Here is a 21,955-nt window from a genome sequence, read left to right as displayed (position 1 = left end):
AAGTGTTTTAACATTTTCGGGCGTTGCATCAGGGGTCGCTGAATTAGAGATCGGCACCCTTTCTTTCTTTTAAATCTGGAGTTTTAAAATGTCTCTAAGCGTTGAAGCTAAAGCAAAAATCGTTTCTGAGTTTGGTCGTGGCGAAAACGACAGCGGTTCTACCGAAGTTCAGGTTGCACTGCTGACTGCACAGATTAACCATCTGCAGGGTCACTTCTCCGAGCATAAAAAAGATCACCACAGCCGTCGTGGTCTGCTGCGCATGGTTTCCCAGCGTCGCAAACTGCTCGACTACCTGAAACGTAAAGATGTTGCACGTTACTCTTCGCTGATCGAGCGTCTGGGTCTGCGTCGCTAATTCTGCGAGTTTCAGAAAAAGGGGCCTCAGGGCCCCTTTTTTCGACCAGGCGGCAGCAATTCACTAAAAACTCATGTATTGTTGCTATTAATGATCTTCGTGCAGAGGTTCGCGCGGCTAATGAGAGGCTTGATCCGCAGGGGCGGGTAAAGGTTGTCATTAGTCGCGAGGATGCAGGAGATCGGGTCAACTGACGCTATGTCGTGGATATCGCGTCACCTATTGATATAAAGGATAGAATTTTGCTAAATCCGATCGTTCGTAAATTCCAGTACGGCCAACATACCGTAACGCTGGAAACCGGCATGATGGCTCGTCAGGCCACTGCTGCTGTCATGGTTAGCATGGATGACACTGCGGTATTCGTTACCGTTGTTGGTCAGAAAAAAGCGAAGCCAGGTCAGGACTTCTTCCCGCTGACCGTTAACTATCAAGAGCGTACTTACGCAGCAGGTAAAATTCCGGGTGGTTTCTTCCGTCGTGAAGGCCGTCCAAGCGAAGGCGAAACCCTGATCGCGCGTCTGATTGACCGCCCGGTTCGTCCGCTGTTCCCGGAAGGCTTCGTCAACGAAGTTCAGGTTATCGCTACCGTTGTTTCCGTTAACCCACAGGTTAACCCGGATATCGTGGCGATGATTGGTGCTTCCGCAGCGCTGTCCCTGTCAGGTATTCCGTTCAACGGTCCTATCGGTTCTGCTCGCGTTGGTTATATCAATGACCAGTACGTTCTGAACCCGACTCAGGATGAGCTGAAAGAAAGTAAGCTGGACCTGGTTGTTGCCGGTACCGAAGCGGCAGTCCTGATGGTGGAATCTGAAGCTGAACTGCTGAGCGAAGACCAGATGCTGGGTGCGGTGGTCTTTGGCCACGAGCAGCAGCAGATTGTCATTCAGAACATCAACGACCTGGTTAAAGAAGCGGGTAAACCGCGCTGGGACTGGCAGCCGGAAGCTGTCAACGAAGCGCTGAATGCGCGCGTTGCTGCCCTGGCCGAAGCGCGTCTGAGCGATGCTTACCGTATCACTGATAAACAAGAGCGTTACGCTCAGATTGACGTGATCAAAGCGGAAACCATCGCGACGCTGATTGCTGAAGACGAAACCCTGGACGCTAACGAACTGGGTGAAATCCTGCACGCTATCGAGAAAAATGCCGTGCGTAGCCGCGTACTGGCAGGCGAGCCGCGTATCGATGGCCGTGAAAAAGATATGATTCGTGGTCTGGATGTTCGTACTGGCGTACTGCCGCGTACTCACGGTTCCGCACTGTTCACCCGTGGCGAAACTCAGGCGCTGGTGACTGCCACTCTGGGTACCGCACGTGATGCGCAGAACATTGACGAACTGATGGGCGAGCGTACTGACTCCTTCCTGTTCCACTACAACTTCCCTCCGTACTCTGTCGGCGAGACTGGCATGGTGGGTTCACCGAAGCGTCGTGAAATCGGTCACGGTCGTCTGGCTAAGCGCGGCGTACTGGCCGTTATGCCGACCACGGAAGAATTCCCGTACACCGTTCGCGTGGTATCTGAAATCACCGAATCTAACGGTTCTTCCTCCATGGCTTCCGTTTGCGGTGCTTCTCTGGCGCTGATGGATGCTGGTGTGCCGGTGAAAGCTGCCGTTGCGGGTATCGCAATGGGTCTGGTGAAAGAAGGCGACAACTACGTCGTTCTGTCTGACATTCTGGGTGACGAAGACCACCTGGGTGATATGGACTTCAAAGTGGCGGGTTCCCGCGACGGTATCTCTGCGCTGCAGATGGATATCAAAATTGAAGGCATCACCAAAGAGATCATGCAGGTTGCACTGAACCAGGCGAAAGGTGCTCGTCTGCACATCCTGGGCGTAATGGAGCAGGCGATTAACGCGCCGCGCGGCGATATCTCCGAATTCGCACCGCGTATCCACACCATCAAGATCAGCCCGGACAAGATCAAAGACGTGATCGGTAAAGGCGGCTCTGTGATTCGTGCGCTGACTGAAGAGACCGGTACTACCATCGAAATCGAAGATGACGGTACCGTGAAGATCGCAGCAACCGATGGCGACAAAGCGCAACACGCTATCCGTCGTATCGAAGAGATCACCGCTGAGATCGAAGTTGGCCGTGTTTACAATGGTAAAGTGACCCGTATCGTTGACTTTGGCGCATTTGTTGCCATCGGCGGCGGTAAAGAAGGTCTGGTCCACATTTCTCAGATCGCTGACAAGCGCGTAGAGAAAGTGACCGATTACCTGCAGATGGGTCAGGAAGTGCCGGTTAAAGTTCTGGAAGTTGACCGTCAGGGCCGCGTTCGTCTGAGCATTAAAGAAGCAGCTGAACAGACACAGCCTGCCGCTGCACCGGAAGCTCCGGTTGCTGAGCAAGGCGAGTAAGGTTGCCGTTTGCCCTCCGCGTTGGCGGAGGGCGTATTACGGGCAGGACGCCCTGTTTGCAGCCGGGGAACTGGACGTTCATCCAATCGTTGTCTTCGGGAGTGGGAAATGAAGCCTTTTTTGCGCTGGTGTTTCGTGGCGACAGCTCTCACGCTGGCAGGATGCAGCAACTCTGCCTGGCGTAAGGACGCAGTCCTCGCGGTGCCATTGCAACCGACTTTGCAGCAAGAAGTGATTCTGGCGCGCATGGAACAAATTCTTGCCAGTCGGGCTTTAACCGATGACGAACGCGCACAGCTTTTATATGAGCGCGGAGTGTTGTATGATAGTCTCGGTCTGAGGGCATTAGCGCGAAATGATTTTTCACAAGCGTTGGCAATCCGACCTGATATGCCTGAAGTATTCAATTACTTAGGCATTTATTTAACGCAGGCAGGCAATTTTGATGCTGCCTATGAAGCGTTTGATTCTGTACTTGAGCTTGATCCAACTTACAACTACGCGCACTTGAATCGCGGTATCGCCCTGTATTACGGCGGTCGCGCTAAGTTAGCGCAAGATGATCTGCTGGCGTTTTATCAAGACGATCCCAATGATCCTTTCCGTAGCCTGTGGCTTTACCTCGCTGAGCGTAAACTCGACGAGAAGCAGGCGCTTGAAGCACTGAAACAGCGCTTCGACAAATCGGATAAAGAACAATGGGGATGGAACATTGTCGAGTTCTACCTTAGCGACATCAACGAAAAAACGTTGATGGACCGTTTGAAGGCAGACGCAACGGATAACACCTCGCTCGCTGAGCATCTCAGTGAAACCAACTTCTATTTAGGTAAGTACTACCTAAGTCTGGGGGACAAGGACAGCGCTACGGCACTGTTCAAACTGGCGGTCGCAAACAACGTTCACAACTACGTTGAGCACCGATACGCATTGTTGGAATTATCGCTCTTGGGCCAGGAGCAAGATGACCTGGCAGAATCGGACCAGCAATAGCTGACGAACACATCAGCCCATTTTTTTGTTTGCCATCACCTTAACGGGTGAGGGCGTTGTTGTTCGTTAATACACCTACTTTGAGCCGGTTCACACTTTTCAATGAAAATTACTCTAAATTTTCACGTTGAGTTATGTAGACTGGCCGCCATTAATTTTGAGGCACACGTACTACATGGCTGAATTCGAAACCACTTTTGCAGATCTGGGCCTGAAGGCTCCCATCCTTGAAGCGCTTAACGATCTGGGTTACGAAAAACCATCTCCGATCCAGGCTGAGTGCATTCCGCATCTTCTGGGCGGCCGCGACGTTCTGGGTATGGCCCAGACGGGTAGCGGTAAAACCGCAGCGTTCTCTTTACCGCTGCTGAACAATCTTGATCCTGAGCTGAAAGCACCGCAAATTCTGGTGCTGGCGCCGACCCGCGAACTGGCGGTACAGGTTGCTGAAGCAATGACGGACTTCTCTAAACATATGCGCGGCGTAAACGTGGTAGCCCTTTACGGCGGCCAGCGTTATGACGTGCAGCTGCGTGCTCTGCGCCAGGGACCACAAATCGTTGTGGGTACCCCAGGTCGTCTGCTGGACCACCTGAAGCGCGGTACTCTTGATCTCTCTAAACTGAGCGGTCTGGTACTGGATGAAGCTGACGAAATGTTGCGTATGGGCTTCATCGAAGACGTAGAAACGATTATGGCGCAGATCCCGGAAGGTCATCAGACCGCTCTGTTCTCTGCCACCATGCCGGAAGCGATCCGTCGCATTACCCGCCGCTTTATGAAAGAGCCGCAGGAAGTGCGCATCCAGTCCAGCGTCACGACTCGCCCGGACATCAGCCAGAGCTACTGGACTGCTTACGGTATGCGTAAAAATGAAGCGCTGGTGCGTTTCCTGGAAGCGGAAGATTTTGATGCGGCGATTATCTTCGTTCGTACCAAAAACGCGACCCTGGAAGTGGCTGAAGCGCTGGAGCGTAGCGGCTACAACAGCGCCGCGCTGAACGGCGACATGAACCAGGCGCTGCGTGAGCAGACTCTGGAGCGTCTGAAAGATGGTCGTCTGGATATTCTGATTGCGACCGACGTTGCGGCTCGTGGCCTTGACGTTGAGCGTATCAGCCTGGTTGTTAACTATGATATCCCGATGGACTCCGAGTCTTACGTTCACCGTATCGGCCGTACCGGTCGTGCGGGTCGTGCTGGCCGCGCGCTGCTGTTCGTTGAGAACCGTGAACGCCGCCTGCTGCGTAACATCGAACGCACCATGAAGCTGACGATCCCGGAAGTCGAACTGCCGAACGCAGAACTGCTGGGCAAACGCCGTCTGGAAAAATTTGCCGCCAAAGTTCAGCAGCAGCTGGAAAGCAGCGATCTGGATCAGTACCGTGCGCTGCTGGCGAAAATCCAGCCGTCTGCTGAAGGTGAAGAGCTGGATATCGAAACCCTGGCCGCAGCCCTGCTGAAAATGGCTCAGGGCGAACGTCCGCTGATTCTGCCGCCGGATGCACCGATGCGTCCTAAGCGTGAATTCCGCGACCGTGACGATCGTTTCGAGCGCCGTGGCGACCGCAACGACCGTGGTCCGCGTGGCGACCGTCCGGAGCGTAGCGGTGAAGATCGTCCTAAGCGCGAACGTCGCGACGTGGGCGATATGGAACTGTATCGCATTGAAGTGGGCCGCGATGATGGCGTTGAAGTTCGTCATATCGTTGGCGCTATCGCTAACGAAGGCGACATCAGCAGCCGTTACATCGGTAACATCAAGCTGTTCGGTACCCACTCCACGATCGAACTGCCGAAAGGCATGCCGGGCGAAGTTCTGCAGCACTTCACTCGTACTCGCATCCTGAACAAGCCGATGAACATGCAGCTGCTGGGCGATGCTCAGCCGCGTCCGGACCGTGGCGGCGAGCGTCGTGGCGGTGGTGAGCGCCGTGAAGGCGGTCGCGCATTCGGTGGCGAACGTCGTGAAGGCGGCCGCAACTTCGGTGGTGGTGAGCGTCGTGAAGGCGGCCGTGGTGATGGTCGTCGTTTCAGCGGCGAACGTCGTGACGGTGCTCGTGCCCCGCGTCGTGATGATGCAGCTGCGGCTCCGCGCCGTGATGATTCCGCTGGTCGTCGTCGTTTCGGTGGCGATGCGTAATTAGCGCACTCCGCTAGCGTAAAGTAAATAATACAGCCCCGATCGTGATGATTGGGGCTTTTTTTATTTCTTTTGTACTCGTGTACTGGTACAGTGCTGCGCGTTAACAACGAAAAGCATGAATGACTGGAGATTTCGGCAAATGGCGACACTTACCACTACGGCAACCCGACCGTCCTTATTTGGCGGCGTGGTGATAATCGGCGGGACCATCATTGGCGCAGGCATGTTTTCGCTGCCGGTGGTCATGTCCGGTGCGTGGTTCTTCTGGTCGCTGGCTGCGCTGATCTTTACCTGGTTTTGCATGCTCCATTCCGGACTGATGATTCTGGAAGCGAACCTGAACTACCGTATTGGCTCCAGCTTCGACACCATCACCAAAGATCTGCTGGGGAAAGGCTGGAATCTGGTCAACGGTCTATCGATCGCTTTTGTGCTCTATATTCTGACCTACGCCTATATCTCGGCCAGCGGCTCCATACTGCACCATACCTTCTCAGAGCTTTCATTGCATGTGCCGGCGCGGGCAGCGGGCTTTGGCTTTGCGCTGCTGGTGGCTTTTATCGTCTGGTTGAGTACCAAAGCGGTGAGCCGAATGACGGCAATCGTACTGGGAGCCAAGGTTATTACCTTCTTCCTGACCTTCGGAAGTCTGCTGGGGCACGTTGAGCCGACGACACTGTTTAACGTCGCCGAAAAGAATGCATCCTACACGCCGTACCTGTTGATGACCCTCCCGTTTTGCCTGGCCTCCTTTGGCTATCACGGTAACGTACCGAGTCTGATGAAGTATTATGGCAAAGATCCCCGGACCATAACCCGTTGCCTGGTTTACGGCACGCTGCTGGCTCTGGGGCTGTATGTCGTCTGGTTACTGGTGACGATGGGCAACATTCCACGCCCTGAGTTTATCGGTATCGCGCAGAAGGGCGGCAATATTGATGTGCTGGTACAGGCATTGAGTGGGGTGCTCAACAGCCGTAGTCTGGATCTGTTACTGGTGGTGTTCTCGAACTTCGCCGTTGCCAGCTCTTTCCTTGGGGTAACCCTGGGCCTGTTTGACTACCTGGCGGACCTGTTTGGTTTTGATGATTCTGCTCTCGGCCGTTTTAAGACCGCGCTCCTGACCTTTGTTCCACCGATCATCGGCGGCCTGCTGCAGCCCAATGGTTTCCTGTATGCCATCGGCTATGCCGGTCTGGCCGCAACCATCTGGGCGGCGATTGTCCCGGCGCTGCTGGCCCGCGCATCGCGCAAGCGCTTCGGCAGCCCACAGTTTCGTGTCTGGGGTGGAACGCCGATGATTGTGCTGATTCTGCTGTTTGGCGCCGGTAACATTATCGTGCATTTCTTATCGAGCTTTAATCTGTTGCCTGTTTACCAGTAAACAGCATGCCCGGTGGCGCGAAGCTGACCGGGCTTACAGGGGATGAGCTGGCCGGATAAGGCGCCGCCGTCATTCGGCAAAAACGCCCCCGCCAACTCGAAGCCACAATGCCCGGTGACGCAAGTCTGACCGGGCTTACAGGGGATGAGCAGGCCGGATAAGACGCCGCCGTCATCCGGCAAAAACGCCCCCACCAACTCGAAGCCACAATGCCCGGTGACGCAAGTCTGACCGGGCTTACAGGGGATGAGCAGGCCGGATAAGACGCCGCCGTCATCCGGCAAAAAACTACCCCAGCAACTCCTCTTTCACCTGCATCGCTAAATCAAACGAATACAAGCGCGCCTGATGATCGAAGATCTGGCCGTTCACCATCAGCTCATCGGCCTGGGTTTCCCGCAAAATGGATTCCAGCCCGTGGCGGACTTTGGCCTTATCCCCAACCAGCGACATGCTGAGCGCCTGCTGGACTCCATACTGTTCTGAGGCAGACCACAGTTGATGCATATTTTCCACCGGCGGCGGCAGCTGACCGGTTTCGCCGCGACGCAGTTTCACGAATGCCTGTTGCATCGAGGTGAACAGGAATTCGGCATCACGGTTGCTATCGGCGGCGATGATATTAATACATACCATGGCGTACGGTTTCGCTAAGCGTTCGGACGGTTTGAACTGGGTGCGGTAGAGATGCAGCGCCTGGAATAACATATCCGGCGCGAAGTGCGAAGCGAAGGCAAAGGGCAGGCCAAGCTGCGCCGCCAGTTGCGCGCTGTACAGACTGGAGCCTAACAGCCACACCGGGATCTTCTCTCCGTAACCGGGAACCGGGCGCACGTGCGGATTGGGATCGCGGGCATCAAACCAGTCCACCAGTTCGGCGACATCGCGCGGGAAGTTATCAACATCCCCGCCCATATGACGGCGGAGCGCCATCATCGTACGCTGGTCGCTGCCCGGCGCACGGCCAAGCCCCAGGTCGATACGCCCGGGATATAAGGTATTGAGCGTACCGAACTGTTCGGCGATCACCAGCGGTGAATGGTTGGGTAACATCACGCCACCGGATCCCAGATGCAGCGTCGTGGTATTCGCCGCCAGATAACCGATAAGCACCGATGTTGCGGCGCTGGCAATGCCAACCATGTTGTGATGTTCCGCCAGCCAATAGCGGTGATAGCCGCGTTTTTCAGCCAGGCGAGCGAGATCCAGAGAGTGCGAGAAGGCCGTTTTGGCGCAAGAACCCTCGGGGATCGGTGCCAGATCGAGCACCGAGAACGGAATAGATTTGTCAGTCATAAAGGCTCACTTTGTTACAGCATCGTCATCAGATTGAAGGTCTTCTTCCAGCCTGGCGCATTCAGCGAGCGCCAGCCAGAAAAGCTGCAGCTTTCATACTGCATGAAAAGACGAAGCATGCTGTTAACAAAGCGAGCTATTTTCAGGACTGCAGTTCCAGCCCGGCCAGTCGTTTCCAGTAACCGTTACAGTCACTGTTGGCGATCAGCGGCAACGGCGAGGCGCCGTTTTCATTGGCGCGGAAAGCATCGAGCATAGCAAAGGTATCGTTGCCCAGCGGTGACAGGCGCACCATATCGACCAGCCCCTGCATCGACGCCAGTTCGTTGCCGAGGTTATAGACATAGCCGCTCATGGTCTGAATACCGTTCAGGACAAACACCTGCTGATTTTCCTGGGACAGCACGCTGCGCCCGTTCGGGTACTTGATGCAGCAGGTCTCGCATTCATCTTTCGGGCGATCTTCGGAACGTGCGGTAAAGCAGCGGGCAGAGTAGGCCAGCGGCAGGTGGCCGTAGCTCAGGACTTCCACTTCGAACTGATCGCGCAGACCGAGCTCTTCGCACTGGGCGAGCAGGTTCACCAGCCAGTCGCGAGACAGCTCAACCGGCATGCACCAGCGCATCATTCCTTGTTTACGCAGCAGACGCAGGGTGACGGCGTTATAGCAGTTGAGCGCATGTCCGGCGACGAAAGGCAGTTTGCGCTCTGCGCACATATTGACGACGCCAAGGTCGCTGGCTTCGATCAGAAATTCGCCGTTATCGACATAGCGCTTCAGCTCATTGAGTTCGGAAGAGGCCTGCACCAGCGCAAGCGTGGAGAGCACCACCTGCTTACCGCTGCCCGCCAGCGCTTTCGCCATCTCCAGCCAGTCGCCCACTTTGGTGGCGCGGCGTTTGCTGCATACGGCTTCGCCCAGATAGATAGTATCGGCACTGGAACGTGCGGCCTGCTGGTAAAAATCTTCCAGCGTCTCTTTCGACCAGTAGTAAAGCACCGGCCCTAATGAATATTTCATTACTTTTCTCACTGCCATTTACGGTGGTAGGCGCCAAGGGTGGTTTGTGTCCCTTCGGACATGGCACCGAGCGTCTCCATCCATGCGGATTGCGGAATAAAGTTTTGCGGATCGGCTTTGCAGCGATCGATCGCCTGGCGCCAGACTTTCGCCACCTGGGTGACATAGGCGGGGCTGCGCTGACGACCTTCAATTTTCACCGACGCAATATTGGCCGCCATCAGTTCCGGCAGTAGCTCCAGCGTATTCAGGCTGGTTGGCTCTTCCAGCGCATGATAGCGCTCGCCATCGACCAGATAGCGGCCCTTGCACAGCGTCGGGTAACCCGCATTTTCGCCATCCTGATAGCGATCGATCAGCACTTCGTTGAGGCGTGATTCCAGACCCTGCGGCGTTTGTTGCCAGCGGACAAAGCGCGCAGGTGAACAGGCGCCGACGGTATTCGGCGATTCGCCGGTCAGGTAGGAAGAGAGGTAGCAGCGGCCTTCTGCCATGATGCACAGGCTACCGAAGGCGAAGACCTCCAGCGGAACCGGCGTCGTGCGGGCCAGCTGTTTTACCTGATGAATCGAGAGCACGCGCGGTAGCACAACGCGGGCGACATCGAAATTGCGGTGATAGAAACGCACCGCCTCTTCGTTGGTTGCCGACGCCTGTACCGAAACGTGGCGTTCAATATGCGGATAACGCTCCGCGGCGTATTCCAGCATGGCGATATCGGCAAGGATTAAGGCATCCGCGCCCAGCTGTGCCGCCATGTCTACCGCGCGCTGCCAGCGGGCATAACCGTCAGGATGTGCAAAGGTATTGATCGCGATATGCAGCTTACGACGGTGCTGATGCACAAAGCTAACGGCTTCCTGCAGTTTCTTTTCGGTGAAATTAAGGCCGGCAAAGTGGCGGGCGTTAGTGTCATCTTTCAGCCCGATATAGACGGCATCGGCACCGTTTTCGATGGCCGCCTTAAGTGCCGGAAGGTTGCCGGCTGGGCAGAGCAGCTCCATAATTTTTCCTGAAAAATGCGGCCCGTAGGGACGCTGATAGGGTTAATGAGCAGGGATTTTAGTTAACCTTCTGGTGACAATTTTTGATTTGAGGCAGTTAAAAGCGTATTGACGGCGCCAATAATAGGTATCCGTCGTTGTGATTTTGTTGATTTACGCCGCTATGTCGTTTATTTGATATGGCACAATAGCGGAACTATTGCTTTCATGGAGTAAGGCTTGTGTTGGATAAATTGCGTTCCCGGCTGGTCCACTTTGGCCCGTCTTTGATGAGCGTGCCGGTTAAGCTGGCGCCTTTTGCCCTCAAGCGCCAGGTGCTGGAGCAGGTATTAAGCTGGCAGTTTCGTCAGGCTCTGGAAGATGGCGAACTGGATTTTCTCGAAGGCCGCTGGTTAAGTATTAATGTGCGTGATATCGGTCTGCTGTGGTATACCTCGGTGAGCGAAGGGCGTCTGGTGGTCAGCTCTACGGCCGAAGCGGATGTGAGCTTCAGCGCCGATGCCAGCGATCTGCTGATGATCGCCGCGCGTAAGCAGGATCCGGATACGTTGTTCTTCCAGCGTCGGCTGGTCATCGAAGGTGATACTGAGCTGGGGCTGTATGTAAAAAACCTGATGGATGCCATTGAGCTGGAGCAGATGCCAAAAGCGCTGCGCGTGATGCTGCTGCAGCTGGCTGACTTTGTTGAAGCGGGGCTGAACGGCCCGCGGAAACCTGAACAGACATCGGTAGGTGAGGCATGCTGATTCGAGTTGAAATTGGGATTGATGCACCGGGAATCGACGCGTTATTGCGCCGTACGTTTGGCAGCGATGCCGAAGCGCAGCTGGTGCACGATTTACGTGAAGACGGTCTGATCACGCTGGGCGTGGTGGCGACAGATGATGAAGGGCAGGTTATTGGCTATGCTGCCTTCAGCCCGGTCTCCGTTGAAGGCGAAGAACTGCAGTGGGTTGGGCTGGCGCCGCTGGCGGTAGATGAAAATTATCGCGGCCAGGGAATCGGCAGCCAGCTGGTCTACGAAGGGCTGGATTCATTGAATGAGTTTAGCTATGCCGCAGTGGTGACACTGGGCGATCCGGCCTTCTACGGCCGCCTCGGCTTTGAGCCGGCAGCCCGCTTCGATCTGCGTTGCCGCTGGGCGGATACCGCCGAGGCGTTCCAGGTGCGCCCGTTGGCCGATGACGCGCTGGAAGGGGTGCATGGGCTGGTGGAGTACAGCGATCGCTTTAACCGCCTCTGAGGCTCTCCAGCAGAGTCTCAAAAGAACCATCTCCGGCAACGAGGCGCTCTTTCTGGCGCTTCGTTAGCTGCTTGATGCGATACTCCACTCGTAGTGCAAGTGAGTGTTCACCAACTTCCTGGCTGAACGCCAGCTGCAGTTCGCCTTTTCCCCGCAATGCTTTTGCTCCCTTGCCATCCTGATGCTGACAAAAACGGCGCGCAACATCGGTAGTAATCCCGGTGTAAAGGCGATTATCGGCGGTACGTATCAAATAGAGAAACCAGCGCACGGTAGAAATATCGGTATGTTAAGGTAGATGCACCATAACATACCGGAGAGTAAAGATGGATACGCTCGCTGCTATCAGCCGCTGGCTTGGCAAACAGCATGTGATTACCTGGTGCGTTGCCAGCGAGGAAGAGCTGTGGTGCGCCAATGCGTTCTATGTGTATGACTCGCAAAACGTCGCCTTCTATCTCCTCAGTGATGACAATACCCGCCACGGGCAGATGACCGGCCAGCGTGCAAAGGTCGCCGGCACCGTAAATGGCCAGCCGAAAACCGTTGCCCGTATTCGCGGCGTCCAGTTCAAAGGTGAAATTCGTCGTCTTTCAGGTGATGAGGAAGCGGTGATGCGCGCGCGGTACGTCACCCGCTTTCCGATCGCCAGGATGCTGCGGGCGCCGGTCTGGGAAATCCGTCCGGATGAGCTCAAGTTCACCGATAACACGCTGGGGTTCGGCACCAAGTTACACTGGCTACGTCATTCCGATAGCGAGTGAAAGCCCGTAACGGACGTGCAGAGTCCCATCTTTCCCACATACTCTTGTTACCGCGGCGTCTGCCGCTGAAGGGCTGATTTTTCAGGGGGCATAATGAGCCAGGTGCTAATAACAGGGGCTACCGGATTAGTTGGTGGGCACTTACTTCGAATGCTGATCCAGGCGCCGGGCATTGCGGCGATAACCGCAGCGACCCGCCGCCCGCTGGCGGATGCCGAGGGCGTGCTGAATCCTCATGCGCCTCAGTTGAGTGATGCGCTGGCGCAGGTTGTTGACCCCGTCGATATCGTGTTTTGCTGCCTGGGGACCACGTTGCGAGACGCGGGCAGTAAAGCCGCCTTCATTCAGGCTGACTACCGGCTGGTGGTGGATACGGCGCTCACCGGGCTACGGCTGGGCGCAAAGCACATGCTGGTGGTCAGCGCGATGGGGGCCAATCCGCATTCGATGTTCTTCTACAACCGCGTTAAAGGCGAAATGGAAGAGGCGCTGCGCGCGCAGCCGTGGACGCGTCTGACGATTTTGCGACCGTCGATGCTGCTGGGCGATCGAGAGCAAAAAAGGGCCAATGAAGCGGTGCTGGCGCCATTGTTCCGACTGCTGCCGGGAAACTGGAAATCTATCCATGCCCATGAGGTGGCGCAGGCGATGCTTAGCGAAGCGCTGACCCCAGGCCGGGAGGGCGTGACGATTCTGCCATCGGCAAAACTGCGTGAAATTGCGGCCAGCGAAGCGTAGTATTCTGCGCTTCACATCACCACATCTTTCCTGGGGAATGCTATGGCTGGTCAGTCTTCATCTCAGGCGGCATCACCGTTTCAATGGTGGAAACCCGCGCTCTTTTTTCTCGTTGTCATCGTTGGCCTGTGGTTCGTCAAATGGCAGCCTTACTATGGCAAGGCGTTTACGGCCGCAGAAACGCACAGTATCGGTAAATCGATCCTCGCCCAGGCCGATGCCAATCCGTTCAAAGCGGCATGGGACTACGCGGCGGTCTACTTCCTGGCTGTCTGGAAAGCGGCGGTGCTGGGCGTCCTGCTTGGTTCGCTGATTCAGGTGCTGATCCCGCGCGACTGGCTGCTGCGTACGTTGGGCCAGTCTCGATTTCGCGGTACGCTCTCAGGCGTGCTGTTTTCTCTGCCCGGTATGATGTGTACTTGCTGCGCCGCACCGGTTGCGGCGGGAATGCGTAAGCAGCAGGTATCGATGGGCGGCGCACTGGCGTTCTGGATGGGCAACCCGTTGCTGAATCCGGCAACGCTGGTGTTTATGGGGTTTGTGCTGGGCTGGCAGTTTGCGTTGATTCGCCTGGTTGCCGGGCTGGCAACGGTGTTGATCGTGGCGACGCTGGTGCAAAAATGGGTCAAAGAGGCGGCAACGCAACCGTCAGATCTTCCGGCTGTCGGTGATACCGCGCAGGGACCTTTTTTATCCCGCTGGCTGAGGGCGCTCTGGACCCTGTTCTGGAATACTATCCCGGTCTATATTCTGGCGGTCCTGGTGCTGGGGGCGGCGCGCGTCTGGCTGTTCCCGCATGCCGATGGCGTGGTGGGGAATACCCTGTTCTGGGTGGTGGCGATGGCGATAGCCGGCTGTCTGTTTGTCATCCCTACTGCGGCGGAGATCCCTATCGTCCAGACCATGATGCTGGCGGGAATGGGGTTTGCCCCGGCGCTGGCGCTGCTCATCACGTTGCCTGCGGTCAGCGTGCCGTCGTTGATTATGTTGCGTAAGGCTTTTCCGGCGAAAGCGCTGTGGCTGACCGGTGGGCTGGTGGCGCTATGTGGTGCGGTGGTTGGCGGACTGGCGTTACTCTGATGAAATCCCGGGCTGCGGCTAACGCCTTGCCCGGTTAGTCACCCGGCTCAGCATTGCGCGAGCCGGGACTATTTTTGCTACTTACTTGATATAGGTAAAGGCGGTGGTCACGCGCGACACGCCGCTGACCCGGCTGGCGATATCTGCCGCCGCACGGCCTTCACGGTCCGTGACCAGACCCATCAGGAACACTTCGCCATTCTCGGTCGTTACTTTGACGTTTGACGATTTGACCTGATCGGTGCCCAGCAGCTGAGAGCGTACTTTTGTGGTAATCCAGGTATCGGAAGAGGCGGTACCTAAACCAATCGGCTGGCCCTGACGTACTTCGTTAAAGACTTCCGTTGTCCCTTCGACGCCCATCGCAATTTGTTTCGCGCGCGCGGAGAGATCCGCCACCGGAGACTGACCGGTCAGCAGGACTTTGCCCTGATAGGCGGTAACGTTAATCCGGGCCTGTTTCTTAATTTGCTCGTCTTTCGACAGCGCGCTGTTGACGCGCAGTTCCAGCGTACTGTCATCAACCTGAGTACCTACCGTACGCGGGTCCGTGGCGGCTTTGGTGCCGACAGCTGCCGTTCCGACTACCGCTGCGGCAACGCATCCTTGTAGCAGTAGCGCAGAAAGAATGATGGCGAGGGGCGAGAGAGCCTTCATGTGTTCTCCTTAATCGTCCTGGTGTGGAAAAAGCGTGTTATCAATCAAATCGCACAGGCAGTTAACGGTGAGCATATGCATTTCCTGAATTCGCGCGCTGCGATGAGACGGAATGCGGATTTCGACATCCTGCTGGCCCAGCAGGCCAGCCAGCTCACCGCCGTCGTAGCCGGTGAGTGCGACGATGGTCATATCGCGGGTGACGGCAGCTTCAACGGCTTTCACGATGTCCCGACTATTGCCGCGCGTGGAAATGGCCAGCAGAACATCACCTGCATGGCCTAACGCGCGAACCTGCTTGGCGTAGATTTCGTCGTGCAGGCGATCGTTGGCAATTGCGGTTAAGACCACATTATCGGTATTTAGTGCAATGGCGGGTAAACCAGGACGCTCTGTTTCAAAACGATTAATCATGCTGGCAGCAAAATGCTGTGCGTTGGCGGCAGAGGTGCCATTGCCACAACAGAGGATTTTGTTGCCATTGAGCAGCGACTGTACCAGGGTCAAGGCCGCACGGGAGATGGCATCCGGGAGAGCTTCCGCTGCTGCAATTTGGGTTTGAATGCTTTCAGTAAAGCAGGCTTTAATTCTATCGAGCACGGGATCCCTTAATTCATTTACGCTATTCGCCAAAGGCGTTTCTCAGCCATTGGATGTCGTTTCCGGTGAAGGCTACCACATCGAAACGGCAATCCACAGTGTCAAAGCTCCCATTCTGCCGGGAGAGCCACAGGCGAGCAGCCTGGAGGAGTCTTTGTTGTTTTTTTTGCGTGACGCTGGAGGCGGCATCCCCGTAGCTTGCGCTGCGCCGATAGCGCACTTCCACAAAAACGGTTACCGCGCCATCGCGCATGATGAGGTCAATTTCACCGCCCCGCTCACGGGCGTTGGCGGCGATAAAATGCAGCCCCCGGCTTTCCAGCCACCGGCGAGCCTGGTTTTCCCAGGCATCTCCGGTCTGTTTGGTTAGTTGGCTGTGACGATCTGTCCGTGTTGGTACTTGAGCCATGACAATTTCCTGTTGATCACGCAGTCCTGCGTGGCCGTCAGATCGCCGGTGTTACCGTTCAGCTCGAAGCCCGGCGTCTGGCGCATCTGGGCGAAATGGTTAGCCAGCGACCAGGCATCCGCGCCCATTGCATACAGGCGAGCCAGTGAATAATCGTTGCGCACGGCGGAGAGCGCCTGCTGCATCAGCGCCGGGTTGCTGCCGGCCAGCATCGGGATCTCACTATACTGCAAACCTTCCATCTCCAGGCGGAAATCTGGGCCGGCAGTGCCCTGGGCGCTACGGGAGCTGGCGTACAGGGTGACATTGCTCTGGCTGCCGTTGCGCAGGGCGATCATCGGTTTGATATAGGCAATCTGTTCCGGCGTCGCCAGGATCCAGGCGGCGTCGACGCCACCGCTACTGCTGACCGGGACATCTTCCGGGTTGCCGAGGCTGCTGTCAGACGCTGACGGCAGCGTAGAAACGGGCGTTCCGCTCAGAGAGATACCGCTGTTGACGCTGGATTTCAGCTCAGAAGCTGAACCAAAGCGCTGCTGCAGAACGGTTCCGCCACCCAGTTTTAACCACTCGTTGGCAAAGGCGTTCACCACGCGATCGCCGAGCGCGCCGCGAGGCGCCAGCAGCAGCGGCGTTTGTTTGCCCTGATCGTGAATATGGCGCGCCGCGTCACGGGCTTCATCTTCCGGCGAGAGGGCGAAATAGCAAATATTGGCGCGATTTTCGACTTTCTCCGGCTGGTTCAGCGCCAGCACGTTGAGCGAGGTGTTGCTCTTGATGACCTCCTCGACGTTATCTTTGAGCAGCGGGCCGACGACGAGGGTGGCGCCATCCTGCTGTACCTGCGCGAGCAGCTGACTCATTGATTGCGTGGTGGTGTCGTAAATTTTCAGTTCAGCCGAAGGATTGGCCGGGGTGGTGGCAACCGGCTGGGCCTGCGGTGCGCTGACCGCAGGTTGTGCGGTCGTCGCGGCGGCGTCGCTGGTGGCTGACTGCTCCGGCGCAGCAGCGGCCTGAGTGGCGGCCGCTGCCGTCACCGGAGCCCGATCGGCCGCTGGCGCCTGAACAGGGACCGGCGCGGTATTGGCTGAGGTCAGGTCGCCCACTTCCGCCTGCGAAGGGCTCACGACGTCGCTACTGGCGACATTGGCGGCCTGCGCAACCTGGGCAGGAACGGCGCTTCCGGCGACGGTCGGCGCGCCATTTTTCGCCGCTTCAAAGCCTTGCTGGATGGTACGGCCGAAGACCGCGGCCTGGCCGTTGAGCGGCAGCAGGAGCGCGATTTTATTGGTTGAAGCCGGTTTATAATTTTGCATATTCACCAGCGCCGTTGGCAGCATTTTCGCGCCAGGGTTCTGCGGATAGCGGGTTTGCCAGTCTTTCACGCCGGCTTTGAGTAGGGTGGGATCGTTACGGTTGTCAAACCACATGCGTTGCAGATCCAGCCATCCCTGCAGGACGTTTTCATCGGCATTGATGATCAGCGCGTTAGCCTGATCCTGGGTCATTGAGGTGAGCGCTTTCCAGGTCGCGTCGATATTCTGCTGCTGTTGTTTCGCCTGACTCAGCAGCGGCTGCTGGGCGATCAGGGCACGCAGCAGCGTAATTGACGGGCGGCCCTGGCTGGCATCAATCTGCGCCTGCCAGTATCGCGGCTGCTGATTGTGCTCAAAACTGGCGGGATCGAGCTTCGCCAGCAGCGCCTGAGCGCCCTGGAAATCGTTCTGCGCCAGCTTCACTTCGACGGCCAGCAGAGATTGCTCGCGGGCCTGGGTACCGTTGAGATTAGACGGCAGCTGGTTGAACAGGTCGATGGCCTGCTGCTTTTTGCCTTCCTGTAACAGTGCACGAATGGCGAGTAATTGCCAGTTGGTCTTGCTATCATTCGAGCTTTGCTGCATTTGCTGTAGGTAGTAACTGGAATCTGCCTGTGCCGTACCCTGTAAAAACGCCGTGCTTTGATCCGGGGTATGGGTGCCGCAGCCAGCGAAGATCAAAGCAGCCAGCAGTACGGGCAGACAACGCGCGGGTTTAGAACGAAGAAATGTTGACGGTACCATATGTATCCAGTGATATTTTTTTGGCTCAATGCTCAATATTAATTCGGCAATACGGACGAGACAATGAAACAACACGAATCAGCAGATAATTCTCAGGGGCAGCTCTATATTGTGCCCACTCCGATCGGAAATCTGTCTGATATCACGCAGCGTGCCCTGGAAGTGTTACAAGCCGTTGATTTAGTTGCCGCGGAAGACACCCGCCACACCGGTTTGCTGCTCCAGCATTTTGCGATTAACGCCCGTTTATTTGCGCTGCACGACCATAATGAACAGCAAAAAGCTGAAACACTTCTGGCGAAATTAAAAGACGGGCAGAACATTGCGCTGGTGTCTGACGCCGGGACTCCGCTGATCAACGATCCTGGCTATCACCTGGTACGGGCCTGTCGCGAGGCAAATATCCGCGTGGTGCCGCTTCCGGGCCCCTGTGCCGCCATTGCTGCGCTCAGCGCGGCAGGCCTGCCTTCCGATCGTTTCTGCTACGAAGGGTTCCTGCCGGCAAAATCAAAAGGGCGTCGCGATACGCTGAAGGCGCTGGAAGAAGAGCCGCGTACGATTATCTTTTACGAATCAACCCACCGTTTACTGGAAAGCCTGGAAGATATCTGCACGGTGCTGGGAGAGTCCCGCTATGTGGTGCTGGCGCGCGAGCTGACCAAAACCTGGGAATCCATTCACGGTGCGCCAATTGGCGAGCTGCTGGCGTGGGTGAAAGAGGATGAGAACCGGCGTAAAGGCGAGATGGTACTGATCGTCGAAGGATTTAAAGCGCAGGAAGAGGCCCTGCCCGCAGACGCGCTGCGTACGCTGGCCCTGCTGCAGGCGGAGCTGCCGCTGAAAAAAGCCGCCGCGCTGGCCGCTGAAATTCACGGCGTGAAGAAAAATGCGCTGTATAAATATGCGCTGGAGCAGCAGGGATAAGAGACAGGCCCGGGAACACCGGGCCATTGATCTTATTTGATCGGCGTGGCTTCAAAAACCAGCGTTTGTAGCGGCTGTAGCGTAATCACCACGGCGTCCTGATAATGCTCCGGAACCGTTGGGTTACTGCCGTAGCGAGCGGTCAGGGTGAACCGGGTTGCTTCGCCTTGAGGAATTTCAAAGTCCTTTGTCAGATTCAGGTAGTAACGTTGCGGTTTATCAGAAGGGTTACGCAGTCCCAGTATCGCCTTGTCTTTGCTCCAGGATGCCCAGCCATATACCTCAAGCGCCGTCGGATCGCCGCCGACCCAGTGTGTGTCCACCAGCACGTGGGCATTTTCACGCGACCATTTAGCGGCCTCTGCCAGAACGTCCCACTTGGCTTTGTTCAACATGGACGGCGTGATGTACAGCTCTTGTAGCTGGGTCCCCGTCGCGAAATAGCTCCACACCTGATCGGCAAAATCGCCGTCGGTCTGTACTTTTTCCAGTCCGTAATAGGCATTTTCTGCACTGACAATGCCATGGTACATCAAGGAATTAAGTGGGAATAACGGTCCCTTTCTCACGATTGAGCGCCAGGTTTCCGCGTCGCGATAGGTCATCCACTGCTGTACCGGCGTTCCGGGACCGTACAGATTGATATCATCGCCCTGGCGCCAGATCGAATCGGCATAGAACAGCCATGACGGGCTGGCATCGGTGCCGGTCGTCAGGTTGATAAACAGGTTCGGGTTTGCGCTACGCATGTTGTGTAGCAGGGCGATGGAGGCATCAAAATCGGAAGCAAACGGGCTACCCTTAATATGCGAGTTGGCGTTGCCCATGCCGTCCAGTTTGAAGGAGGTGATGTGTTCGTTCTTAATCAGACTGGCGATCTGTTCATTGAAGTTCTTGAAATAACGAGGCCCGGAGAGCGCAAATTTACCGTCGACCGTTTCAAAACCATACTCTTTGGCATGAGAGACGCGAATATCGCGCGGTTTATTGTAGCCGCCCCACGGTGAGAGCCATAAACCGACGGAACTATGCAGGCTGTCCGCTTTCTCCCTGACCTTACCGAAACCCTGACTGAATGCCGGGCCAAATAGCCATCTTCCGGTACGATCGTCCCAGCCATCATCCAGCAGGAAGGCATCGAGAGGTACGCCGCGGCCGGTAATAAACGCTTTATTCCATTCATCCATACGTCCCAGCACGTCCTGCTCGGTGTAGGTGGTAAAGAAGCCGATGTCCATCCAGCTATTGTAGTGGAGGTAGGGTTTATAAGGCCGTGGGCGAACGGCATCGATAAACTGGTTGACGCTGCGGCGCAGCTGGCTGGTTTCTGCCACGGTGCCAAACCAGGTGGTGTAGCTCACCGGCGTTTCTGGCTGAACGGGCGTTTTAAGTTCAACGTTAAGGTTGGTGGTGCCTTCATAGGCATAAGTATTGACGACAGGTTTATTCGGCAACATGAAAAACGTATCGGCAATAATCGGTGAACTGTTAATAGCGCCATCCACGTAAGGCGCCTGTGCCTGTTTTTTGGTCGGGAAGAAGGTGATTTTCGCGACATTCCGCGCTTTGCCAACCGCGGCAATGGTGTAATTGATACTGGCGTACTTGTCTTTCAGCAAATTCAGCGTCATGGTCACGTTGAAATCGGGATGGATGTACGTCACTACCAGCGTATTCTCTTTTTTCTCAACGCGGCTGATTTTAAAATCAGCCGTATGGATGACGGTCTCATCTGGTAGCGTCAGAAAGAATGGTTCCTGAGGCGACAACTGATGGCCGGAATGCGTATCTTTAACGACAACAGCCGAGCTGGCATCATCGAATGAGAAAGCCATATTGTCGTTATTCAGTGCATAGTTCGCCGCGAAGGCGCCCGGTGACATAAACAGGGCGAGCAACGAAACATTGAGCGCTTTTTTCATGGGGCAGAGGTCCTTTATTTTCGTTTTATCAGCGGTCGTCAGCGTTATCCTGTCGTGAATAACGCTGGGGGGCAGGGCCGCCTGAGAAAGCTATCAGGCTTCAGCGGGGAGCAGCAGACGGCTGGCTGAGCCGCAGACGGTGATTTTGTGTCTGACCACCTCTTTCATGGCATCCATACCGACGCGCATGTAGTAGCGAGGATCGTTACCCTGCGGGTTGTCGGCGAACCATTTTTTGACCGCCGCGGCAAAGGCGATTTTTAGCTCGGTGGCGACGTTGACTTTACATACCCCCAGTTCGATGGTGCGGCGAACGTAATCGTCAGGTACGTCGCTTGCGCCGTGCAGCACCAGGGGAACGTCCACGACCTCACGGATTTCCGCCAGACGCTGGAAGTCAATTTTTGGCGTTTTGCTATAGAGCCCGTGGGCGGTGCCGATTGCCACCGCGAGACTGTCGACTCCGGTCAATTCAACAAAACGCTTTGCCTCCTGCGGATCGGTCAGAAAAGCGCTTTCAGCATCAACGCTCATATCATCTTCCACGCCGCCCAGGCGTCCGAGTTCTGCTTCGACGCTGCAATCACGGGCATGGCAAAAATCCACGACCGATTTCACCAGCCGGACATTCTCAGCAAACGGGAAATGGCTACCATCGATCATGGCGCTACGAACGCCGGCATTCACTTTACGGGTAATATCTTCCAGCGATTCATGATGATCGAGATGCAGCGCCAGCGGCATGTCGTAGGTGGTGGAGTAAGCGCTGCATAGCGCATAGATCTCCTCCAGCGCGATGTGCTTAAACGTGCCCGGCGTTCCTGCAAGGATCACCGGCGATCGCATTTCGCTGCAGACTTCGAGGATCGCCTGGATCGTCTCGGCGTTATGAATGTTGAATGCCGGGACCGCATAGCCTTTTGCATGGGCATCCAGCAGGAGATATTTCGTCGAAATGATACTCATGATGCGTTCCTC

At 56.1% G+C, this 21,955-nt stretch carries 22 protein-coding genes; 12 read left to right on the top strand and 10 right to left on the bottom strand.

What is annotated here, in order from left to right:
• Positions 1 to 88: 88 nt before the first annotated feature.
• The 6 genes from rpsO (at position 89) to mtr (ending at position 7,259) form a co-directional block, all read left to right on the top strand.
• Entirely contained in the window at positions 89 to 358 is a 270-nt protein-coding gene (gene rpsO, locus MC50_RS05430) for a 30S ribosomal protein S15 (RefSeq protein WP_004868066.1), read from the top strand.
• A gap of 242 nt (positions 359 to 600) precedes the next feature.
• Complete coding sequence (pnp, locus tag MC50_RS05425; RefSeq protein WP_004868062.1) at positions 601 to 2,736, top strand: polyribonucleotide nucleotidyltransferase; 2,136 nt, start codon at positions 601 to 603, stop codon at positions 2,734 to 2,736.
• 108 nt (positions 2,737 to 2,844) lie between these two features.
• A complete protein-coding gene (nlpI, locus tag MC50_RS05420) occupies positions 2,845 to 3,729 on the top strand; it encodes a lipoprotein NlpI (protein WP_004868058.1) in 885 nt (294 codons plus the stop codon).
• 102 nt (positions 3,730 to 3,831) lie between these two features.
• Complete coding sequence (gene yrbN / locus MC50_RS05415; RefSeq protein ID WP_099001532.1) at positions 3,832 to 3,912, top strand: protein YrbN; 81 nt, start codon at positions 3,832 to 3,834, stop codon at positions 3,910 to 3,912.
• Complete coding sequence (locus MC50_RS05410; protein WP_004868054.1) at positions 3,905 to 5,872, top strand: DEAD/DEAH family ATP-dependent RNA helicase; 1,968 nt, start codon at positions 3,905 to 3,907, stop codon at positions 5,870 to 5,872. Before yrbN ends, MC50_RS05410 begins: the two co-directional genes overlap by 8 nt.
• A gap of 142 nt (positions 5,873 to 6,014) precedes the next feature.
• Positions 6,015 to 7,259, top strand: coding sequence for a tryptophan permease (gene mtr / locus MC50_RS05405; protein ID WP_032690586.1), 1,245 nt, complete (start codon positions 6,015 to 6,017; stop codon positions 7,257 to 7,259).
• Between the two features lie 288 nt (positions 7,260 to 7,547).
• On the opposite strand, the gene MC50_RS05395 is transcribed toward mtr, so the two are convergent.
• From MC50_RS05395 to ubiU, 3 genes are all read right to left on the bottom strand, one after another.
• Positions 7,548 to 8,555 carry a luciferase-like monooxygenase gene (locus tag MC50_RS05395; protein ID WP_047663526.1) on the bottom strand — a complete coding sequence of 336 codons (1,008 nt, stop codon included), beginning with the start codon at positions 8,553 to 8,555 and terminating at the stop codon, positions 7,548 to 7,550.
• Positions 8,556 to 8,697: 142 nt separating this feature from the next.
• Entirely contained in the window at positions 8,698 to 9,576 is an 879-nt protein-coding gene (locus MC50_RS05390; protein ID WP_046853415.1) for a U32 family peptidase, read from the bottom strand.
• 8 nt (positions 9,577 to 9,584) lie between these two features.
• The gene (gene ubiU / locus MC50_RS05385; RefSeq protein ID WP_004868047.1) at positions 9,585 to 10,580 is read right to left on the bottom strand and encodes a ubiquinone anaerobic biosynthesis protein UbiU; all 996 of its coding nucleotides are present in this window, start codon (positions 10,578 to 10,580) and stop codon (positions 9,585 to 9,587) included.
• Positions 10,581 to 10,801: 221 nt separating this feature from the next.
• Here ubiU and ubiT point away from each other — a divergent pair, with 221 nt between their 5' ends.
• Together ubiT and MC50_RS05375 are read left to right on the top strand one after the other, a co-directional pair.
• Entirely contained in the window at positions 10,802 to 11,326 is a 525-nt protein-coding gene (gene ubiT, locus MC50_RS05380) for a ubiquinone anaerobic biosynthesis accessory factor UbiT (RefSeq protein WP_032690592.1), read from the top strand.
• The gene (locus MC50_RS05375; protein ID WP_032690593.1) at positions 11,320 to 11,823 is read left to right on the top strand and encodes a GNAT family N-acetyltransferase; all 504 of its coding nucleotides are present in this window, start codon (positions 11,320 to 11,322) and stop codon (positions 11,821 to 11,823) included. Before ubiT ends, MC50_RS05375 begins: the two co-directional genes overlap by 7 nt.
• Here the strand turns inward: MC50_RS05375 and MC50_RS05370 are convergent.
• Positions 11,810 to 12,103 carry a GIY-YIG nuclease family protein gene (locus MC50_RS05370; protein WP_172619961.1) on the bottom strand — a complete coding sequence of 98 codons (294 nt, stop codon included), beginning with the start codon at positions 12,101 to 12,103 and terminating at the stop codon, positions 11,810 to 11,812. The two genes, MC50_RS05375 and MC50_RS05370, sit on opposite strands and share 14 nt — an antisense overlap.
• Before the next feature lie 46 nt (positions 12,104 to 12,149).
• On the opposite strand from MC50_RS05370, the gene MC50_RS05365 reads away from it, so the two are divergent.
• The 3 genes from MC50_RS05365 (at position 12,150) to MC50_RS05355 (ending at position 14,405) form a co-directional block, all read left to right on the top strand.
• Positions 12,150 to 12,587, top strand: a complete 438-nt coding sequence (locus MC50_RS05365) for a YhbP family protein (RefSeq protein ID WP_046853416.1) — start codon at positions 12,150 to 12,152, stop codon at positions 12,585 to 12,587.
• 93 nt (positions 12,588 to 12,680) lie between these two features.
• Positions 12,681 to 13,325, top strand: a complete 645-nt coding sequence (locus MC50_RS05360; RefSeq protein ID WP_032690596.1) for an NAD(P)H-binding protein — start codon at positions 12,681 to 12,683, stop codon at positions 13,323 to 13,325.
• A 42-nt stretch (positions 13,326 to 13,367) separates the two neighbouring features.
• Positions 13,368 to 14,405, top strand: coding sequence for a permease (locus tag MC50_RS05355; protein WP_047663525.1), 1,038 nt, complete (start codon positions 13,368 to 13,370; stop codon positions 14,403 to 14,405).
• Positions 14,406 to 14,486: 81 nt separating this feature from the next.
• Here the strand turns inward: MC50_RS05355 and dolP are convergent, their stop codons facing one another.
• From dolP to MC50_RS05335, 4 genes are read right to left on the bottom strand one after another with little or no spacing between them, the layout of a single operon-like run.
• Positions 14,487 to 15,062, bottom strand: a complete 576-nt coding sequence (gene dolP, locus MC50_RS05350; protein WP_032690598.1) for a division/outer membrane stress-associated lipid-binding lipoprotein — start codon at positions 15,060 to 15,062, stop codon at positions 14,487 to 14,489.
• Positions 15,063 to 15,071: 9 nt separating this feature from the next.
• Complete coding sequence (gene diaA / locus MC50_RS05345) at positions 15,072 to 15,662, bottom strand: DnaA initiator-associating protein DiaA (protein ID WP_004868024.1); 591 nt, start codon at positions 15,660 to 15,662, stop codon at positions 15,072 to 15,074.
• A 22-nt stretch (positions 15,663 to 15,684) separates the two neighbouring features.
• Positions 15,685 to 16,071 carry a YraN family protein gene (locus MC50_RS05340; protein WP_047663524.1) on the bottom strand — a complete coding sequence of 129 codons (387 nt, stop codon included), beginning with the start codon at positions 16,069 to 16,071 and terminating at the stop codon, positions 15,685 to 15,687.
• Positions 16,029 to 18,131 carry a penicillin-binding protein activator gene (locus MC50_RS05335; RefSeq protein ID WP_047663523.1) on the bottom strand — a complete coding sequence of 701 codons (2,103 nt, stop codon included), beginning with the start codon at positions 18,129 to 18,131 and terminating at the stop codon, positions 16,029 to 16,031. Before MC50_RS05335 ends, MC50_RS05340 begins: the two co-directional genes overlap by 43 nt.
• Positions 18,132 to 18,194: 63 nt before the next feature.
• Between MC50_RS05335 and rsmI the strand changes: the two genes are divergently transcribed.
• Complete coding sequence (gene rsmI / locus MC50_RS05330; RefSeq protein WP_032698740.1) at positions 18,195 to 19,055, top strand: 16S rRNA (cytidine(1402)-2'-O)-methyltransferase; 861 nt, start codon at positions 18,195 to 18,197, stop codon at positions 19,053 to 19,055.
• 32 nt (positions 19,056 to 19,087) lie between these two features.
• On the opposite strand, the gene MC50_RS05325 is transcribed toward rsmI, so the two are convergent.
• Together MC50_RS05325 and kbaY are read right to left on the bottom strand one after the other, a co-directional pair.
• Positions 19,088 to 20,977, bottom strand: a complete 1,890-nt coding sequence (locus tag MC50_RS05325) for an alpha-galactosidase (protein ID WP_032697447.1) — start codon at positions 20,975 to 20,977, stop codon at positions 19,088 to 19,090.
• Positions 20,978 to 21,070: 93 nt separating this feature from the next.
• Entirely contained in the window at positions 21,071 to 21,943 is an 873-nt protein-coding gene (gene kbaY / locus MC50_RS05320) for a tagatose-bisphosphate aldolase subunit KbaY (protein ID WP_047663522.1), read from the bottom strand.
• Positions 21,944 to 21,955 lie beyond the last annotated feature (12 nt).

Origin of the sequence: Klebsiella planticola (assembly GCF_000783935.2) — a bacterium.
Classification (GTDB): Bacteria; Pseudomonadota; Gammaproteobacteria; order Enterobacterales; family Enterobacteriaceae; genus Klebsiella; species Klebsiella planticola.
Note: the sequence above shows the minus strand (reverse complement) of the source record. Positions and strands in the feature narration are given on the sequence as shown.

What these genes read in the sequence shown, in the direction of transcription:
- rpsO (WP_004868066.1), top strand. Translation starts at nt 89, where the DNA reads ATGTCTCTAAGCGTTGAAGCTAAAGCAAAAATCGTTTCTGAGTTTGGT.
- nlpI (WP_004868058.1), top strand. Translation starts at nt 2,845, where the DNA reads ATGAAGCCTTTTTTGCGCTGGTGTTTCGTGGCGACAGCTCTCACGCTG.
- yrbN (WP_099001532.1), top strand. Translation starts at nt 3,832, where the DNA reads ATGAAAATTACTCTAAATTTTCACGTTGAGTTATGTAGACTGGCCGCC.
- MC50_RS05410 (WP_004868054.1), top strand. Translation starts at nt 3,905, where the DNA reads ATGGCTGAATTCGAAACCACTTTTGCAGATCTGGGCCTGAAGGCTCCC.
- mtr (WP_032690586.1), top strand. Translation starts at nt 6,015, where the DNA reads ATGGCGACACTTACCACTACGGCAACCCGACCGTCCTTATTTGGCGGC.
- MC50_RS05395 (WP_047663526.1), bottom strand. Translation starts at nt 8,555, where the DNA reads ATGACTGACAAATCTATTCCGTTCTCGGTGCTCGATCTGGCACCGATC.
- MC50_RS05390 (WP_046853415.1), bottom strand. Translation starts at nt 9,576, where the DNA reads ATGAAATATTCATTAGGGCCGGTGCTTTACTACTGGTCGAAAGAGACG.
- ubiU (WP_004868047.1), bottom strand. Translation starts at nt 10,580, where the DNA reads ATGGAGCTGCTCTGCCCAGCCGGCAACCTTCCGGCACTTAAGGCGGCC.
- MC50_RS05375 (WP_032690593.1), top strand. Translation starts at nt 11,320, where the DNA reads ATGCTGATTCGAGTTGAAATTGGGATTGATGCACCGGGAATCGACGCG.
- MC50_RS05365 (WP_046853416.1), top strand. Translation starts at nt 12,150, where the DNA reads ATGGATACGCTCGCTGCTATCAGCCGCTGGCTTGGCAAACAGCATGTG.
- MC50_RS05360 (WP_032690596.1), top strand. Translation starts at nt 12,681, where the DNA reads ATGAGCCAGGTGCTAATAACAGGGGCTACCGGATTAGTTGGTGGGCAC.
- MC50_RS05355 (WP_047663525.1), top strand. Translation starts at nt 13,368, where the DNA reads ATGGCTGGTCAGTCTTCATCTCAGGCGGCATCACCGTTTCAATGGTGG.
- dolP (WP_032690598.1), bottom strand. Translation starts at nt 15,062, where the DNA reads ATGAAGGCTCTCTCGCCCCTCGCCATCATTCTTTCTGCGCTACTGCTA.
- MC50_RS05340 (WP_047663524.1), bottom strand. Translation starts at nt 16,071, where the DNA reads ATGGCTCAAGTACCAACACGGACAGATCGTCACAGCCAACTAACCAAA.
- MC50_RS05335 (WP_047663523.1), bottom strand. Translation starts at nt 18,131, where the DNA reads ATGGTACCGTCAACATTTCTTCGTTCTAAACCCGCGCGTTGTCTGCCC.
- rsmI (WP_032698740.1), top strand. Translation starts at nt 18,195, where the DNA reads ATGAAACAACACGAATCAGCAGATAATTCTCAGGGGCAGCTCTATATT.
- MC50_RS05325 (WP_032697447.1), bottom strand. Translation starts at nt 20,977, where the DNA reads ATGAAAAAAGCGCTCAATGTTTCGTTGCTCGCCCTGTTTATGTCACCG.
- kbaY (WP_047663522.1), bottom strand. Translation starts at nt 21,943, where the DNA reads ATGAGTATCATTTCGACGAAATATCTCCTGCTGGATGCCCATGCAAAA.